General features: G+C 56.5%; 12 protein-coding genes and 1 pseudogene. 7 read left to right on the top strand and 6 right to left on the bottom strand.

The features are described 5' to 3' along the window. Positions 1-212: 212 nt before the first annotated feature. Entirely contained in the window at positions 213-866 is a 654-nt protein-coding gene (locus IVB22_RS11195; protein WP_247517374.1) for a flavin reductase family protein, read from the top strand. A gap of 327 nt (positions 867-1,193) precedes the next feature. On the opposite strand, the pseudogene IVB22_RS11200 reads toward IVB22_RS11195, so the two are convergent. The 3 genes and pseudogenes from IVB22_RS11200 to IVB22_RS11210 form a co-directional block, all read right to left on the bottom strand. Further along, positions 1,194-1,376: pseudogene (locus IVB22_RS11200) on the bottom strand (helix-turn-helix domain-containing protein); the annotation flags it as partial. Positions 1,377-1,534: 158 nt separating this feature from the next. Beyond that, positions 1,535-2,284 carry an alpha/beta fold hydrolase gene (locus IVB22_RS11205; protein WP_247517375.1) on the bottom strand — a complete coding sequence of 250 codons (750 nt, stop codon included), beginning with the start codon at positions 2,282-2,284 and terminating at the stop codon, positions 1,535-1,537. Positions 2,285-2,651: 367 nt separating this feature from the next. After that, entirely contained in the window at positions 2,652-3,530 is an 879-nt protein-coding gene (locus IVB22_RS11210; RefSeq protein ID WP_247517376.1) for an IclR family transcriptional regulator, read from the bottom strand. Positions 3,531-4,508: 978 nt separating this feature from the next. Here IVB22_RS11210 and IVB22_RS11215 point away from each other — a divergent pair. From IVB22_RS11215 to IVB22_RS11240, 6 genes are all read left to right on the top strand, one after another. Further along, positions 4,509-5,267, top strand: a complete 759-nt coding sequence (locus tag IVB22_RS11215) for an SDR family NAD(P)-dependent oxidoreductase (RefSeq protein WP_247517377.1) — start codon at positions 4,509-4,511, stop codon at positions 5,265-5,267. An 847-nt stretch (positions 5,268-6,114) separates the two neighbouring features. After that, the gene (gene gtdA, locus IVB22_RS11220; RefSeq protein ID WP_247517378.1) at positions 6,115-7,158 is read left to right on the top strand and encodes a gentisate 1,2-dioxygenase; all 1,044 of its coding nucleotides are present in this window, start codon (positions 6,115-6,117) and stop codon (positions 7,156-7,158) included. Positions 7,159-7,172: 14 nt separating this feature from the next. Then, a complete protein-coding gene (locus IVB22_RS11225; protein ID WP_247517379.1) occupies positions 7,173-7,880 on the top strand; it encodes a fumarylacetoacetate hydrolase family protein in 708 nt (235 codons plus the stop codon). Positions 7,881-8,711: 831 nt separating this feature from the next. Further along, entirely contained in the window at positions 8,712-9,920 is a 1,209-nt protein-coding gene (locus IVB22_RS11230) for an ABC transporter substrate-binding protein (RefSeq protein ID WP_247517380.1), read from the top strand. Positions 9,921-10,117: 197 nt separating this feature from the next. Then, positions 10,118-10,747, top strand: a complete 630-nt coding sequence (locus tag IVB22_RS11235) for an NIPSNAP family protein (RefSeq protein WP_249805171.1) — start codon at positions 10,118-10,120, stop codon at positions 10,745-10,747. 105 nt (positions 10,748-10,852) lie between these two features. Next, complete coding sequence (locus tag IVB22_RS11240) at positions 10,853-11,065, top strand: dodecin (RefSeq protein ID WP_247517382.1); 213 nt, start codon at positions 10,853-10,855, stop codon at positions 11,063-11,065. Between the two features lie 338 nt (positions 11,066-11,403). Here IVB22_RS11240 and IVB22_RS11245 read toward each other — a convergent pair whose 3' ends face one another. The 3 genes from IVB22_RS11245 to IVB22_RS11255 form a co-directional block, all read right to left on the bottom strand. Further along, complete coding sequence (locus IVB22_RS11245; RefSeq protein ID WP_247517383.1) at positions 11,404-12,540, bottom strand: flavin reductase; 1,137 nt, start codon at positions 12,538-12,540, stop codon at positions 11,404-11,406. 144 nt (positions 12,541-12,684) lie between these two features. Continuing rightward, positions 12,685-13,737, bottom strand: a complete 1,053-nt coding sequence (locus tag IVB22_RS11250) for an LLM class flavin-dependent oxidoreductase (RefSeq protein ID WP_247517384.1) — start codon at positions 13,735-13,737, stop codon at positions 12,685-12,687. A 38-nt stretch (positions 13,738-13,775) separates the two neighbouring features. Beyond that, positions 13,776-14,747 (bottom strand): alpha/beta hydrolase, encoded by a 972-nt coding sequence (locus IVB22_RS11255; protein WP_247517385.1) that lies wholly within the window; start codon positions 14,745-14,747, stop codon positions 13,776-13,778. Between the last annotated feature and the right edge of the window lie 265 nt (positions 14,748-15,012).

The following is a 15,012-nucleotide window of genomic DNA, read 5'->3' on the forward strand; positions in this document are numbered from 1 at the left end:
ACGTCTTCCTCCTTGGGAGGGAGGCGGTCATAGGTTTTTGACAAGGATACTCAGTCGCCAAGGCGCTCGCGCCATCGGAACGTGGAGCTCAAGCTGGTCGGTAAACCGAAGCTCTAACTCCCCGGTGGAGGATGATATCCCGAAACGCTCTTCCGGCTTGTTTCCTGCTTGCGCAGAATTCAGCACATCCAAACCAGGAAGGCTTAGCTAAAATGACCGCAATGGATTTCCACTACTACGAGCCGTCCAAGGGCCATGGTCTGAAACATAACCCGCTCAACGCCCTGATCGCGCCGCGCCCGATCGGCTGGATTTCGTCTCGCGACGCGCAAGGTCAAGTCAATCTGGCGCCGTACAGCTTCTTCAACGCCTTCAACTACGATCCGCCCATTATCGGATTCTCGTCCAGCCCCTGGAAGGACAGCGTGCAAAATGCGTCCGAGACCGGCGAGTTCGTCTGGAATCTCGTAACGCGAGAACTCGGCGACAGGATGAACGAGACGTCCGCGCCAGTTGCCCATGACGTCGATGAATTTCCGCTGGCCGGGCTCACGGCCGTGCCGGGGCGCGTCGTCAATGTCCCACGCGTTGGTGAAAGTCGGGCAGCAATGGAGTGCAAAGTCATCGACATCGTCCAGCTTCGTAACCAAGCAGGCAAGAAGGTCGACGCTTGGCTGGTGTTGGGAGAAGTGGTCGCCGTGTACATCGATAAGCTGCTACTCGAAGACGGCGTCTACCAGACCGCCCGGGCCTATCCGATCATGCGCGCCGGAGGTCTGCACGACTATGTGCAGGTTTCGCCAGAAAACGTGTTCCGAATTATGCGGCTGGCTGGCGTCGGCAGCAAAGAGCACCACGGCACCTAGCTTGCGCCGGTGTTGAGGCGGCCGCGCTGCATCGAGGGGGCGAGTCCATCCCGTTGCAATACCGAACCACACGAGTTCGAATGACCAAGTGACTCTGCTGATCGCTGGATATTCTTCGAGGGCTAGCTAGGTCGTGAACGCATAAACGGGAACGTCCGCAACTGGTTGGTCGCGGACCGGCGCCTTAGGCTGGAGAGCGCGTATAGCCGCCGGCAGCTTGTGGAGCCGGCTTTCCCGAAAACGATGGTACTCTGGAAGTCGGAGGGCTTCTCACGTTCCAAGATAGTGCCGGGCAGGCTGAGAGCGACGAACGCGCGGCACCCCCGCTCAGGCTGCTGCCCCGCTCGCAATCACATGCCTAATCTGACGAACGTCACGCGCGGGCGGAGCGACGAATTGACGCTGATACTCTCGGCTGAATTGTGAGGCGCTTTCGTAGCCGACCGCAAACCGAGCGTCTGAGGCATTACTGCCGCCAGCTAAGAGTAGGTGACGAGCCTCCTGCAAGCGTGCCGCTACTTAAGTTAAGTCAGGCGGATGGGTCGGACGCCGTCCTCTTGGCGAACCTAACTCTTTGTTCACTGACTTCGGGCTTTATCGGGGAGCTGGCATCGGTTGAGCTTTCGACGACCTGCTCAGAGGCCGACGGCGGTCTCATCAAAAAACAGTTATGCGGGAACCTTCGAAAGGAAGGGCGTCAGGTGACGGGTTATCAGCTCACTCTGGGCCATTGCTCCAATATGATCGCACTCCGGCAAACTGAAGAAAGTCGCGTTCTGAAGCTCGGAAGCGCATTGCCGAACTTGTTCGAGACGCGGGTCGAGCTCTCCCGCAAATAGCAGGCAGGGCATCGTCATCGACGGTAAGAGGTCGGCATTGGATTCTCGATCTTGAGTCAGCGCGCGCAAGGCGTCGATGTCGTTAGCAAGCAGACGGGCTCGTCTCGCCGGTTTAAGGCCGGTGCCGTGGAGCCGATCCACCAACTTTGCAAACGCATCTCGGTCCTGAGGGAAACGATCACGGAAGGGCCGCATATCCTCGGCGTAGGGGTGAGACCCTCCGACAATAAGTGACCGGACCCGCGTCGGCGCATATCTTGCGAGACCAAATCCGATCCAGCCCCCTAGCGAGTACCCAAAATAGTCTACCTTCTGAAGACCGAGATCATCCAATACCGCGACGACGTCAGACGTACGCAGCGAGAGTTCATACGCTGAGGAATCGTGCGGCTTGTCGCTGTCGCCATGCCCCCTCGAGTCGAGCATGATCAGTTGATGATCAGCTTTCAACGCATCTGCGTAGCCGAGGTCAATCCAGTCTGCGCCACTGCCGGTGGTGCCGTGATGCAATACAAGCGCAGGACCATTTCCCATGGTCGCGTAATGAATGCGCACACCCCGATTATCAGCAAATGGCATTCCAAGCCTCCTATACCGCCGTTTCATGCATTAACAGGCCGGTACCATAACAAAAGGCTTACTTATCGGCTAAAGGAATGCGGCAAATTCGGATGCGCAGCCATCGCGATAATAGCCGCTGCCGGCTTGCACATGGTCATCGACGGCGCTGCGTCTCGCATTGTCCGCCTCGCGGATAGCGGGGATGGGGATGGCGGCTCGATCGATTTCTCTACCCAGCTGACGGGGCGCAGGTCGACCAGGCTTTGAAAAAGGTCACGAGGAAGCCGCGTGCGATCGCGTGAACGAATTTCATAAAAACGTTGGAGACTTGAGGCAACGACGCTCCGCCACGCAACTCCGGAATGGTGCGCATCGAAATTTTCGGTTATCTTTTCGGGCGCTCGATCGAAAGACGACGCGTAAATTCGAAAAGTTGGTTGCGAATATCCTTTTGGACGAGCATGTCACGTGTCGTTCCTACCAAAGAAACCGCGACCTCCACTTCCCCCTGCCAATTGGTTACGGGTGCGGAAAGAGCAAAAAGTCCAGGTATTACTCTTTCGTCCATTTCAGAAATACGATCCGTCCTAATCTTGGAAATTAGACGGTCGACGCTGTCGGGTTGGAGATCAAGGTCGGGCAATGCCTTTCCCGACTCTAGCCAATGCTCCATTTCAAGCCTAAAGCGCGCCGCTGTAAGACGGCGAGGCAAGAATGAAAGAAAAATCCTCCCACTTGAAGAAGTGAGAAGAGGCAGGGTGCTTCCGAGTCCGAAAGATGTGATGGTGAAGTTCGGGCTCCGTTCCCACCTAACAATGGTGGCTCCATGTGTTCCCCAGACGGCAAGAAGGGCGGTGAGGCCTGTGGAGGCACTGAGTTCTTCAAGTCCATCTGCGGCGCGGTTGACGAAATCGTTTCGTCCTAGGGAGGCGAGACCGATTTTGACAGCCAGCGGTCCTAAGTCGTAACGCCCCAATTTACCTTGCTGGACGGCCAATCCGGCTCGCAGAAAACTTGCGAGGTAGCGATGCGCCTTGCTCGTCGGCAAGTTTGCTGCTCTCGCTAATTCTGTAAGGCTTACTGACGTGGGAAACGATGCTAATGTTCGTAACATCAAGAGCGCTGCATCGAGGGATTGAATTCCTCGCCGGGCCTTCAGATCAGGATCGGAGCTAATTAGTTCGTCGTCTCCGTCCAGATCTTCGTCCATCCGCAAGTGCTCTCCAGCGTCCTTGGCAACCTTCGCAACTGCGCGTTTCTTCATGGCAACCCTTCGGGGTCCGAGCACAAGTAAGTATGTAAAGTCTCGCTCATCAGCGTCTGGTCTTGATTCTGGACGCTGGGGCCACAATAGCGGAACGCTAGGATTGCCGCCAGAACCTTGGTCCTGCTTAAAGTGGCGGAGCAGGCGGGCATTAGTCTCGCGCCAGGTGCTGGACCCCCTCCATCTCTCGAAGCAGTTGGAGGTTGAGATCTGAACAGCCAATTGCCGGTTTAAGCGATTGGAGGGGCGGCCCGACGTTACCTAGGCGCGGTGGTCGTTGCCTTTTCTATCCGTTTTAGTTGACCGCATTCGCCAGGCCTCGGCTCGCCCCTCAGTCGCTTCACGTCGTCTCGGACAAGCAATCGCGGCGGCCGTGTTGATGATGGAACGCCATGGTTGCAAGGTGCCATGGCACGTTCATGGCTTGCTATTCGCGCTTCCACCGATCGAGTGGCACATCAAAATATTGATGCCGCGACTGAGCGCTTCGACAAGTCGCTCGCGTCGCCAAGCAATGCCGCGGGTTTCGCAGCTGGCTTTCGACGATGCTGCGCGGCATTCCAACGTCGTTTCAACAAAGTTTGCGCCGCGGCCAGTTCTCAAAGTTCTTGCCCGGCCAACCCGAGCTGCGCGTAGTCTCCCTACTACAGTCTTATTGCATATGATGCAATAGTCCGTCCTGCAAATACCGCGCCCCTCCGGTCTATTCGGCATCCGCGGCTCTCAATACTTGCCTGATTTTCGGCCGCGTGAGCCCTTCCGGGTTCTAAGCTAGCGGTGACAAGGATGCTATTGCGTTCGTCGGCAATTTTGTTCTATGGTGCAACTACTATGCTATTAGGCAATAATCCTAGCTGCTGAGCCGCGCAAAGATAGCGGGTTAGGCGTTGGAAAACTCAAGGCACGGGTCGTCTTCGGTCCTGTCAGGGATCACGTACCCACCGCTCAGTTGCGCTTCGCCAGCTCGGAAGGTTCAAGATGAAACTAGAGTTCGAGGGGCGGGTTGCGGTCGTTACGGGCGCAGCACAGGGTATCGGTCGCCAGGTTGCGGCCGACCTACAAGAGGCCGGAGCAAAGGTGCATGCTGTCGATTCCGACGCTGAGGGTGTTCGTGCCGTTGCCGACGAGTTGGGTTGCGCCGGTCATGTGGTCGACATTGCGAACCGCCAAGCATGCCACGATCTCGTTAACGGGATCGTAGAGACTTCTGGCAAGCTCGACATCCTTGTCCTAGTCGCCGGAGGCGTCTGCGGGCAGGTCGGTCTCAGTCTTGATGAGATCACCGAGGAAAGTTGGGCGCAAGTATTTCGCGCAAACGTCCAAAGCATTCTCTGGATTACTCAAGCCACCGCTCCTCACCTAATAAAGAAAGGCTGGGGCCGCATCGTAACGATCAGTTCAAACGCCGGCGTCCGGCCGGGACATGCGGTCGGCCTGTACTCGTACACATCGGCTAAGCATGGCGCCGTCGGACTAACGCGTCAGCTATCGGTTAGCCTGGCGCGTTTCGGCGTGACGGTAAATTCGATAGCCCCGGGGCTCGTGCTCTCAAGTCCCGCACCACGCAAAGTTTGGGAAGGCCTGGGATCGGAAGGACAGCAGCGCTTTCTCGAAGGCATGCATGCGGGTCGACTGGGTACTCCCAAGGATGTTTCCGCTGCCGCAATCTTCCTAGCGAGCGATCAAGCGAGCTGGATCACAGGTCAAGTTCTCTCAGTGGACGGCGGCAGACCTTAAATCGCTGACGCATTTCATTCATCGGCATGCGGCATGACACCAATCTACGATCAACACTCCCTCTTGATCCTACGTGAGGCCTACTATCACGTGCGCTCCTTCGAGAGCTTTCTGACTCGCCTCAATATTTCGAATTCGGTCTTGCAGGACAAGCTATGCGAGTTGATAAGTTTAGGGCTACTACGAGCGCTAACAGATCGCGAGCATTCCGCAGATCGAGAATTCGTCTTGACAGCGAAAGGGTTCGAGTTTCTTCCGATCGCTTTTTCGATACTGCGTCTGTTCGGGGAAGATGTGATGAATCGATGTGTCGGCGACATATCAAATGGAACGGTGTTTGACGGTGTAATGATCTGCGCGGATTGCGGCGAGACGCTCGCACGAGAAACCGTTGGGGCTCGGCATCAGCAGCGATGGAATGCGCAGTCCGATCGACAGCTGACGCAAGTTCCAGTTACGCCTTGCTGCGCAGCTCCTGACAGTGAGAATGTTGGGTCTCCACATTCATCGCCGGGATGTTAACGCTGGTCATACCGAATGCACGAGAAGACGAAGGTTCTGTCCCAGCGCTGCGGCCGTGAAGGCAAAGCAAGCTCTGCAGGACGTGCGAGAGCTCCTCGTAAGGTTTCTTTTCTCCCAGACTTGCCCGAGATCGGCGATCTCGGGCATTTTTTTGAATCAATTGAAGCTGGGTACGGATCATCGAACGGCGACCGTGAGAGGAAAAGGTCGCTCGCCGAAACGCTCCGTTACAACTGTTCCTGCAATTTCGATTCAGATCTCTTGCCTTCGAGATTGACAGTATACATTCAATCTGTATACGGTCGATCTAACTAGGGAGGTCGTTATGGATCACGCTATTCGAAGGACCCCGGAACGCGAGGCGTTCTACAAGAAGATCGACGGTGAAAATCTCTCCGCGCTCTGGAACGTGATGGGAGACCTGATCACGCCGGAGCCGAAGAGCGCCTGCCGGCCGCATCTGTGGAAGTTCGACGTCATCCGAGACTACATGACCGAGGCCGGCAAACTCATCACCGCCAAGGAGGCGGAGCGGCGCGTACTGGTGCTGGAGAACCCAGGCCTGCGCGGGCAGTCGAAAATCACCACGTCGCTCTATGCCGGCGTCCAGATGGTGGTGCCCGGCGATATCGCACCAGCCCACCGTCATAGCCAGTCGGCGCTGCGCTTCGTACTGGAAGGCAAGGGCGCCCATACGACCGTCGACGGGGAGTGTACCTCGATGGAGCCGGGCGACTTCATCATCACGCCTTCGATGACCTGGCACGATCATTCCAACGAAACGAATGAACCGATGTTCTGGCTCGACGGCCTCGACATTCCCGTCGTGCAGTTTTTCGACTGCTCCTTCGCGGAAGGGTCCAAGGAAGACCTGCAGATGATCACGAGGCCCGCTGGCGATAGCTTTGCGCGCTACGGCCACAATCTGCTGCCGGTGGACGTAAAGCGGACGTCGAAGACATCGCCGATCTTCAGCTATCCCTATGCTCACACCCGAGAGGCGCTGGAGAAGGCGAAAGCGCGCGATGAGTGGGATGCCTGCCACGGGCTGAAGCTGAAATTCAGCAATCCCGAGACTGGCGATTTCGCGATGCCGACCATCGGAACCTTCATCCAAATGCTCCCCGCGGGATTCAAGACTGCGCGCTATCGCTCCACCGACGCTACCGTTTTCGCTGCGATCGAGGGCAAAGGCCGCACCCGGATCGGCGACCAGACGTTCGAGTGGGGCCCCCGCGATGTGTTCGTGGTGCCGAGCTGGCAGTGGGTCACGCACGAAGCCGACGCGGATTCAGTGCTGTTCAGCTTCTCCGACCGGCCCGTGCAGCAGAAGCTGGATTTGTTCCGCGAGGATCGCGGCAACGCATGAAGGGGTAACCGTAAATGACCGACTATGTTTTCGCGCCGCCGGCTATCTCATCCGTTGCCGTTGAAGGCGAGCAGGCGCGCTTCCCCGTGCGCCGAATTTTCTGCGTGGGCCGAAATTATGCGGCGCACGTTCGCGAAATGGGCAAGGATCCCGACCGCGAACCGCCATTCTTCTTCACCAAACCGGCTGATGCTGTTGTCGACAGCGGCGCTGTAGTCCCGTATCCGCCGGAGACGAGCAACTTCCACTACGAAATAGAGCTTGTTGTTGCGATCGACAGGGAGGGCTTCGACTTGGCGCCAGCGGATGCACTCAACTACGTGTTCGGCTATGGCGTGGGGATCGACCTCACGCGCCGCGATCTTCAGTTCGAAGCGCGCGACAAGGGGCGACCGTGGGACTGGGGCAAGGCCTTTGATTTATCAGCTCCGATTGCGCCGCTGCGTAGAGTCAGTGCGGTATCCCACCTGAGCGCCGGCCGCATATGGCTCGCTGTCAACGAATCGTTAAAGCAAGACGCAGACCTAAAAGAACTGGTCTGGTCCGTTCCGGAAATCATTTCGATCCTTTCGCGCTCAATGGTTCTCAGGCCTGGCGATCTGATAATGACTGGTACTCCCGCGGGGGTAGGGGCGATCGTGGCGAATGACAAGGTAACCGGCGGTATAGATGGCCTTGGTAAAATTGAAATCACCATCGGATCGGCTCGCGCCGCAAGCTGATGTCGGCCCTTCCTTTGAAAAACAATCTCATATTGTTCGTACGTTGCGCATCGGCGGCTTAGCCGATACCTGGACCAGTCTTGCACGCATCCGAGTGACTTGGTTGCGTGCTGACTGAGTCTTGCGCTTTCGGCATCAGGTCGCGGTTACGGTGCTCAATGGCACTGGCGATCAGATTCCGATCTCATCTATTCGTCTAGAACGGCAAGAGGGGTCGCAGTAGCGGCCCTATCCGCCGCTGGCTCTGTTGCCCGGTCTACGTCACCGTTTATGCTCCAATGAATAGTTGATTGCATGTCATGCAATAATTCGTCCTCGATCCGGATAGCCGAGATCTCGCCGCTGCCCTGGATCGAGAGCGGTTAGTTTTCACCTAAAAATCCATTCAAAAAAAGCGCATTCCCATTTGCCCGAGCCCGCCGCGCTTTGGTCGTTTCGACCATTTTGAGCGCAACTGTGACGGCTATTGCCTGCCGCCAGTTATATGCTAATATGCAAACGATGGCCCATTATGCAACTCCGTAGAGGCGCGGGGCGAAACGACATGCACGTGCAATTCCAGGCTCTTGTCAGCCTGAATTCGCGTTGATGCATCAAATGATGGAGGGGACTTGGATGACGCGGGACAAACACCATGGGTCAATGCCGAAGTTCGAAAGGTCTAGGCCGAACCTTGGAGCATCTTCTGTGTGCATGAACGCCGTTCGAACCTGCGACATAGCGCTGAAAAGGCTAGGTCTCGTCAGAGTGACGAGCGTAATCGTCAGATTTGCACGCGCTGTCCGATCCTGCACTCTCGCCTTTGCCTTTCCTCGCGCAACAGACCAATCGATGTCTATGAACGAGCTGGCAACGGTAATAACGGCTGCAATACTCGCCCTCCTTGTGTCGTCGGCGCACGCGCAGAAGCATTATGATTCAGGAGCAAACGACGCAGAGATTAAAATTGGGAACATTATGCCCTACAGCGGGCCCCTTTCGTCGCTGTCCGTCATCGCAAAGGTCGAGGCGGCGTACTTTGCAGCATTGAACGAGCGCGGAGGAATTAATGGTCGAAAGATCAATTTCATCAGTTACGACGATGCTTTCTCTCCGCCCAAGACCGTAGAGCAAGCTCGCAAGCTCGTGGAAAGCGACGAGGTACTCCTGGTGTTCGGTGCCTTGGGGACACCTACAAACTCCGCGATTCAGAAGTACCTGAACGTGAAAAAGGTGCCTCATCTGTTTGTTGCATCCGGAGCAACAAAATGGGGTGATCCCACAGGCTTTCCCTGGTCCATTGGTTGGCAGCCGACGTACCAAACCGAGGCTCGCACTTACGCCAAGTACTTGAGCGAGGTAAAGCCGGGCGCGAAGATCGCGGTGTTCTATCAAAACGACGATTTCGGCAAGGAAGCCCTGAAAACCTACAAGGAAGGCCTCGCAGCGGGTGGCCCGACGATCGCAATTGAAGAAAGTTACGAGGTGTCGGAGCCCACGATCGATACCCATGTCGTCAAGATGAAGGCATCGGGTGCCGACACGCTGATGATATTCGCGAGCGCCAAATATGCTGCGCAAACCATCAAGAAAACGGCTGAACTCGATTGGAGGCCACTCAAGTTTGTAACGTATGCCAGCGCTTTGATCGAAAGCGTTATGAAGCCGGCTGGCCTGGATGCGGCGGAAGGCATCATCTCCTCGGCATACCTAAAGGATCCGTCCGATCCTCAATGGAAAGAGGACGAAGGAATGAAGACGTTCAAGAGCTTCCTTGCAAAGCACGTCTCTGACTCAGCCAAGATGGACGATCTGTTAGCGGCATTCGGCTACTCCATGGCTCAAACGCTCGAGCAAGTCATTCGCCAATGCGGCGACGATTTAACACGGGCCAATATTATGAAACAGGCGGCAAATCTCAAAAATTTTACATTCGATCTCCTCTTGCCTGGCATCAAAATCAATACCGGTCCAGCGGACTTCTATCCGATAAAGCAGGTCACGCTAATCCGACTGGAAGGTGGGACCTGGAAGTTGTTCGGGCCTCCCATCGGCCAATGACTGCGGTCTGATCGTGGTCCTGGCGTGTCAATCGTTCAACCGGGAAGCGGGCAGGGCTGCCTGCGGTCGAACTATAGTGGCCTGCTAATGCGTCGAAATGTCAGCCAGCCCGACTGGCATGTGAAGCAAGAACGCTGATCGACCTAAGCGCACGAGCGACGATGGAAGACTCGAGGCAATCAGGAGAAGAGACTTTTATGATTTGTGAAATTACTACGACAACCTGCAGGCCCGGATCCGTTGCCCAAGTGATCGAAAGCGATTACGTGCCTGGAACTGGTATCCGAGAGGACGCTTGCGGTAAGCTCGAAGGCTGTTGGACGACTGAGATCGGTCCACTTAATCAAATCATCCAACTGCGGAGCTATGTTGATCTCGACGAACAAAAGCGCGCGGCCGGAAACCGCAATCACCAGCCTCGCGCTGAGGATTTGGCGACGACGCCGTCGGACATAGTAAATCGAGAAGTTAGTGTTTTCCGCTTAATGCGAGGCATTCACAGGCCCGCGACCGGTCCCAATACGTATGAATTGCGCCGCTATCGCTTTAAGCCTGCGCAGGTCGAACGCTGGACCGGGTTGTTTCTTGGTTCAATCGAACATCGAGAGAAGTACTCCAAGCTTTCGGCATTGTTGAGTGGCGAGGGCAATTCACAGGATGAAGTCTGTCATCTTTGGCCCTATCCAGACTTGAATTCTCGGACGGCGGCACGCGCGGCGGCTGTAAACGACCCTGAATGGAAGAAGTTCATTGGCGCGAGCGGGGGACACTTGGAGTCGATGCAGTCGATGATCATGATTCCGGCAAACCGTTCTCCATTGAAATAGCTTAAAACAGCTGATTCGTCGATACAGAGAGCGAACCGTCAATGATGCCAAGGGTCGAGAACGGGATAGGCTCATAAGTAGGACTTCAAAAAAGCGGAGGCGAAAATGCAAGACCATACCTACAAAATCATGGAATTGGTTGGCTCGTCGGAAAAGAGCATCGAGGACGCCATCCAGAATGCGATTACGCGTGCAAACGCCACAATCCGCGGCATGCGATGGTTTGAAATCGTCCAAACGCGCGGTCATATCGAGAATGGCAGAGTCAATCACTATCAGGTCGTGATGAAAGTTGGCTTCACGTTGGAACACGTGTAGCCGGACGCCTCGCGTGACTGCGGGTCCAGGAACCTTGCTTGAGCAGTTCTGTCGCGGTCACGAAGACCGCCACAGCTGCAAGCACTCTTGGGGGGCATAATCTGGCATTAGGCTGGAAGTCTCCGCTCGGCGATCGCAGCGTGCGTTAACAGGGCTCGGCCAGGCCTGCTTGCTCACGGCGGATCAAAGCGTCCGGATCTGCCGCGAAGTGGCGGCATCTCCGGGTCGTTCAAGCGGTGGCACCTCCACGGGCCTCCAACTCGGCTACGGCCGGCCCAACACTCGTCCACTGAGCTCGAAATCAACCATCAAGCGTGCTCCGAGGTGCATTCCATTTCTCAGCGGGTGGCCGCGGGCCGGTCTTTTCGATATCCCAGACGTTGAGATAGTTTATCGGCAACTGCCATTAGCCGCTCGATCGCCGGATCGGATTCGCCAAATGTATCCGCATTGTCCATCATCGTGACTGCTAACACGATCTCGCCCTCGGCGTCGAAGACGGGAACGCTGACCGAGTTAACCGGATCATCGGTGATGCCGGGATCGGTCAGGTTGTACGAGGCGGCAAAGCCGGTCTTCCGCACTTTCTCCAACCAGGCCGCGAACTCGCTGCGCGAAGAGAACCGCAACGGGTCGCCACGTTTCGCCGCGGCGGCCAGTTCCTCATCGATGAAGGGCGCCGTGACCACGCTCGGTGCGAAGGCCGCGAATACTGAACCGGTAGCGGACTCCAATAACGAGACGACGAGACCACACCGGAGCCGGGTACGCAAAGGTCTAGTCCCTTCCCACCACCAGATCATTGTGGGACCGAAGTTGCCCCACACCGCGAGGCCGATGCTCCGGTCCATCTCGTGGCCTAGCTCGTCAATCACTGGTCTGGCGGCGTGCACCGCCTTCAACGTCGCGATGTTGCTTTCATCTGTCTCCGAGGACAGCAGGGGTGCGTGCGGGTGCACGATCATGTAGGCGCCGCTGCGCAACGCAAGCGGCTTGCGATCGGTGTTGCGCACCCGTAGCACGCGCCCAACGAACACGACGTGATCGCCGCCCGGGTAGCTGAACTCGCGCCGGCACTCAAGCTGCGCGACCGCGCCGTCGATGAGTGGCACGCCGTCTCCGCCGCGTGTGACCGCGACGCCCTCAAAGCGGCCGGGACCTGACTTGGCAAAGCGATTGGATATCTCGATCTGGTCTTCAGCAAGAATGTTGACGGCAAAGGTCTCCGCAGTGCTGTAGATCTTGAAGTTGGTGGCGTTAAGCCTGAGACTCCAGAGGATCAGCGGCGGATCGAGCGAGACGGAGCTAAAGGAATTCGCTGTCAAGCCGTACGGTGTGCCGTCCGGCGACACCGTCGTAATCACGGTAACGCCCGTAACGAACTCGCCCAGGCAGCGGCGGAAGTCCGTCGCGGTAAACTCCACCATCGAAGGCGCGGCGGGGCTGGTTGGTTGCTCTGCAGGGGACTGGCTCATGAAGAAACCTCGGCTGGACAGAGGGCGCAATTCGGGAGAGCACAGGATCACTGGTCAAACGATCCGGCTTGGCCATGGCGACAATCGAATTTAGCCAGCCCAGCCGCAATTCTCGGCCGCCTCGATATTCGGCGGCGCGATTACTCATGAGAAATGCGGGATGACCTTCTCGGCGAGGGTCCGCATGATGCGGCGCTGAAGGTCAAGGGACATGCCCGCCATTCCCACCGCGAAGCTGAGCTCCGTGATACCCACCACATCTCTCAGATAAGTGATGCGCTCAATCGCGGCCTTCGGATCGCAGAATATGGAAAATGATTCCTGATGCTCGAAGTCATACCCCCCGCTGATGTTGCGGTCCTTCCGGTACTGTTCGGAGCCGTAGTGCTCGTAGCTCTTGCCCGGTGGCGGCTTGTACGCGACTGCGCCGGAAAAAAGCGACTGGAAGCGTCGCATCAACTGATCTGCCGTTTCTCTGGCTTCACTCGTTTCGTCAAGAACGACCGTCATCCGGTCCATTCGAATACGATCGCCGGATTGAGGCAGCCCGGCCGCACGGCGGGCCGCCTTGTACGTTTCGACCTGCCCCTTGCAAACGTCGAGATTGTCCAACGGGTTTTTCAGAAAGCCATGGTCCTGGCGGCCAATTTTCTCCAGGGAATGAAAGCTTACTCCGGCGACCCAGATCGGGGGGTGCGGTTGTTGGGTAGGCTTTGGATAAACGGCGATCGGTTCGACGTTCGAGTAGTAAGTCCCCGTGAATGAAAACGGATCCGGAGAAAATGCTTGCTTCACAACCTGCAAATACTCGTCAAATCTCTCAGCAGAGTCCTCCATATTGATGTTGAGGCCGTCGTAGGCGCGGCGCTGATAGCCTCGTCCAATGCCGATGTCGATTCGTCCTTCGCTCATGATATCGAGCATCGCGACGCGTTCGGCGAACTGGATCGGGTGATGATGGGGAAGCACTGATATGCCAGGGCAAAATCGAATCTTCTTCGTTTTGGCCGAAAGGTAGGAGAAATATTGCAAGCAGTCGGGGTTGAGCAGGTACGGAGTGAAGTGCTGCTCCCCGATCATAAAGTGAGAAAAGCCAAATTGTTCAGCCGACACGCACGATTCGATGCTTCGGTGAAACGCAGCGGCGATCGTCTCGTTCTCCTGCGACTGCGCAAAATAGGTGATCCCGAACTTCATTTTTCAGTTCCTTCTAACTTGTTTGTCGATGGGAGCGTTCATGATTCAAAGAAGTCGATCAGGCGGCGAAAGAATTGTTCGCGTCCGTGATGCAAGTGGAGCGCGTGTCCTCCGTTTGGGAGGAGCGCCAGATGCTTGTCGGTTGACGCGATCGCTCCAAAGTACCTGAGCAGGGAGTCCTTCTCTTCCCACATGAAATCACCGGCCCCCAACACGATCAGCGTCGGTATTGTGAGTTTCGCTGGATCCGAGAGAGGCATTCGGGTTTGGAAATCAACAGCGACGCCGTTTGGCGATTGCGCGTCCCATTTTCGTCCTTCGTCCCACCACGGCTTGAGAGCCTTTTCTTCACCGTATTGGGACTGAAACGATTGATCCGAGCTCAGCTTCGTGCTCGTGAAAAACTGCTCTCGTAAATCAACGTCGATTGGGCCGCCGGAGCCTGGGATCACGCGCTCGATCTTCGGGCCATACAGCACCAACCTTCGCACGCGACTGTCCGATGACTCCGCATAAATGCTCGCAACCGTCGCACCCCAGGACCAACCCAAAAGAACAACATCCTTGGCAGCCCGCTCGGCGCAGAGATAGTTGACGACGTGCCTGATGTCGTTGGCCGCGACTTCGGTCGTAACCTTGAGCCCCGAGGGATGATGGTCCGATCGACCATAATTTTGTATATCCACACAGAAGACGTCGAAGCCCGCGAGCGCGAGAACATCCATCAAGGAGAAGGGTACTTCGTTTGATTCAGTCGGAACAGGCAGATCAAACGCCACCCGCGCCGAGCGCCGGGAGCCATGGGCGAGCACGACGATCCGGCCATCTGCCGAGAGACGGTAGGGGTCGAGATCTGCGCGCCGCTTCTCCCAAACGTGGATGTTGATCGGCGCGCCGTCATGCGCGGATACGCTTTGAACCCGATGCTCCGTACCCAAAATGGACGTTTCGGTCAGCTCTGCGCCTCCGAGTGAACGATCCCTGATGTCGAACTTACTTTTTTGCTTCACTGACTTAACTCCCCGTCTCGGCTGCAGAAGCTTTCCCGCATCGCCGATCGTCCTGTTGTCCAATATACGAACGATGGCAAGATACGAGAAAGAATGAACCTTTAGCTTGGAGAGACTTGGATCCTACTTCTCGCGATTGTCTTGAAAAGACGAGATAAGCGCGCAATAAGAGCCTCTCGGACCAAACTGCGTCGTTGGCTATTATGCGCAGAATTTCAGATAGTGCAATAAAAAGTATGAAAAGTGTTGCACTGTGCGAAAATCG

Origin of the sequence: Bradyrhizobium sp. 190 (genome assembly GCF_023073415.1) — a bacterium.
Classification (GTDB): domain Bacteria; phylum Pseudomonadota; class Alphaproteobacteria; order Rhizobiales; family Xanthobacteraceae; genus Bradyrhizobium.

Excerpts from the sequence above, each read along its gene's own strand:
- IVB22_RS11195 (WP_247517374.1), top strand. The coding sequence starts at position 213 with ATGACCGCAATGGATTTCCACTACTACGAGCCGTCCAAGGGCCATGGT.
- IVB22_RS11205 (WP_247517375.1), bottom strand. The coding sequence starts at position 2,284 with ATGCCATTTGCTGATAATCGGGGTGTGCGCATTCATTACGCGACCATG.
- IVB22_RS11210 (WP_247517376.1), bottom strand. The coding sequence starts at position 3,530 with ATGAAGAAACGCGCAGTTGCGAAGGTTGCCAAGGACGCTGGAGAGCAC.
- IVB22_RS11215 (WP_247517377.1), top strand. The coding sequence starts at position 4,509 with ATGAAACTAGAGTTCGAGGGGCGGGTTGCGGTCGTTACGGGCGCAGCA.
- gtdA (WP_247517378.1), top strand. The coding sequence starts at position 6,115 with ATGGATCACGCTATTCGAAGGACCCCGGAACGCGAGGCGTTCTACAAG.
- IVB22_RS11225 (WP_247517379.1), top strand. The coding sequence starts at position 7,173 with ATGACCGACTATGTTTTCGCGCCGCCGGCTATCTCATCCGTTGCCGTT.
- IVB22_RS11230 (WP_247517380.1), top strand. The coding sequence starts at position 8,712 with ATGTCTATGAACGAGCTGGCAACGGTAATAACGGCTGCAATACTCGCC.
- IVB22_RS11235 (WP_249805171.1), top strand. The coding sequence starts at position 10,118 with ATGATTTGTGAAATTACTACGACAACCTGCAGGCCCGGATCCGTTGCC.
- IVB22_RS11240 (WP_247517382.1), top strand. The coding sequence starts at position 10,853 with ATGCAAGACCATACCTACAAAATCATGGAATTGGTTGGCTCGTCGGAA.
- IVB22_RS11245 (WP_247517383.1), bottom strand. The coding sequence starts at position 12,540 with ATGAGCCAGTCCCCTGCAGAGCAACCAACCAGCCCCGCCGCGCCTTCG.
- IVB22_RS11250 (WP_247517384.1), bottom strand. The coding sequence starts at position 13,737 with ATGAAGTTCGGGATCACCTATTTTGCGCAGTCGCAGGAGAACGAGACG.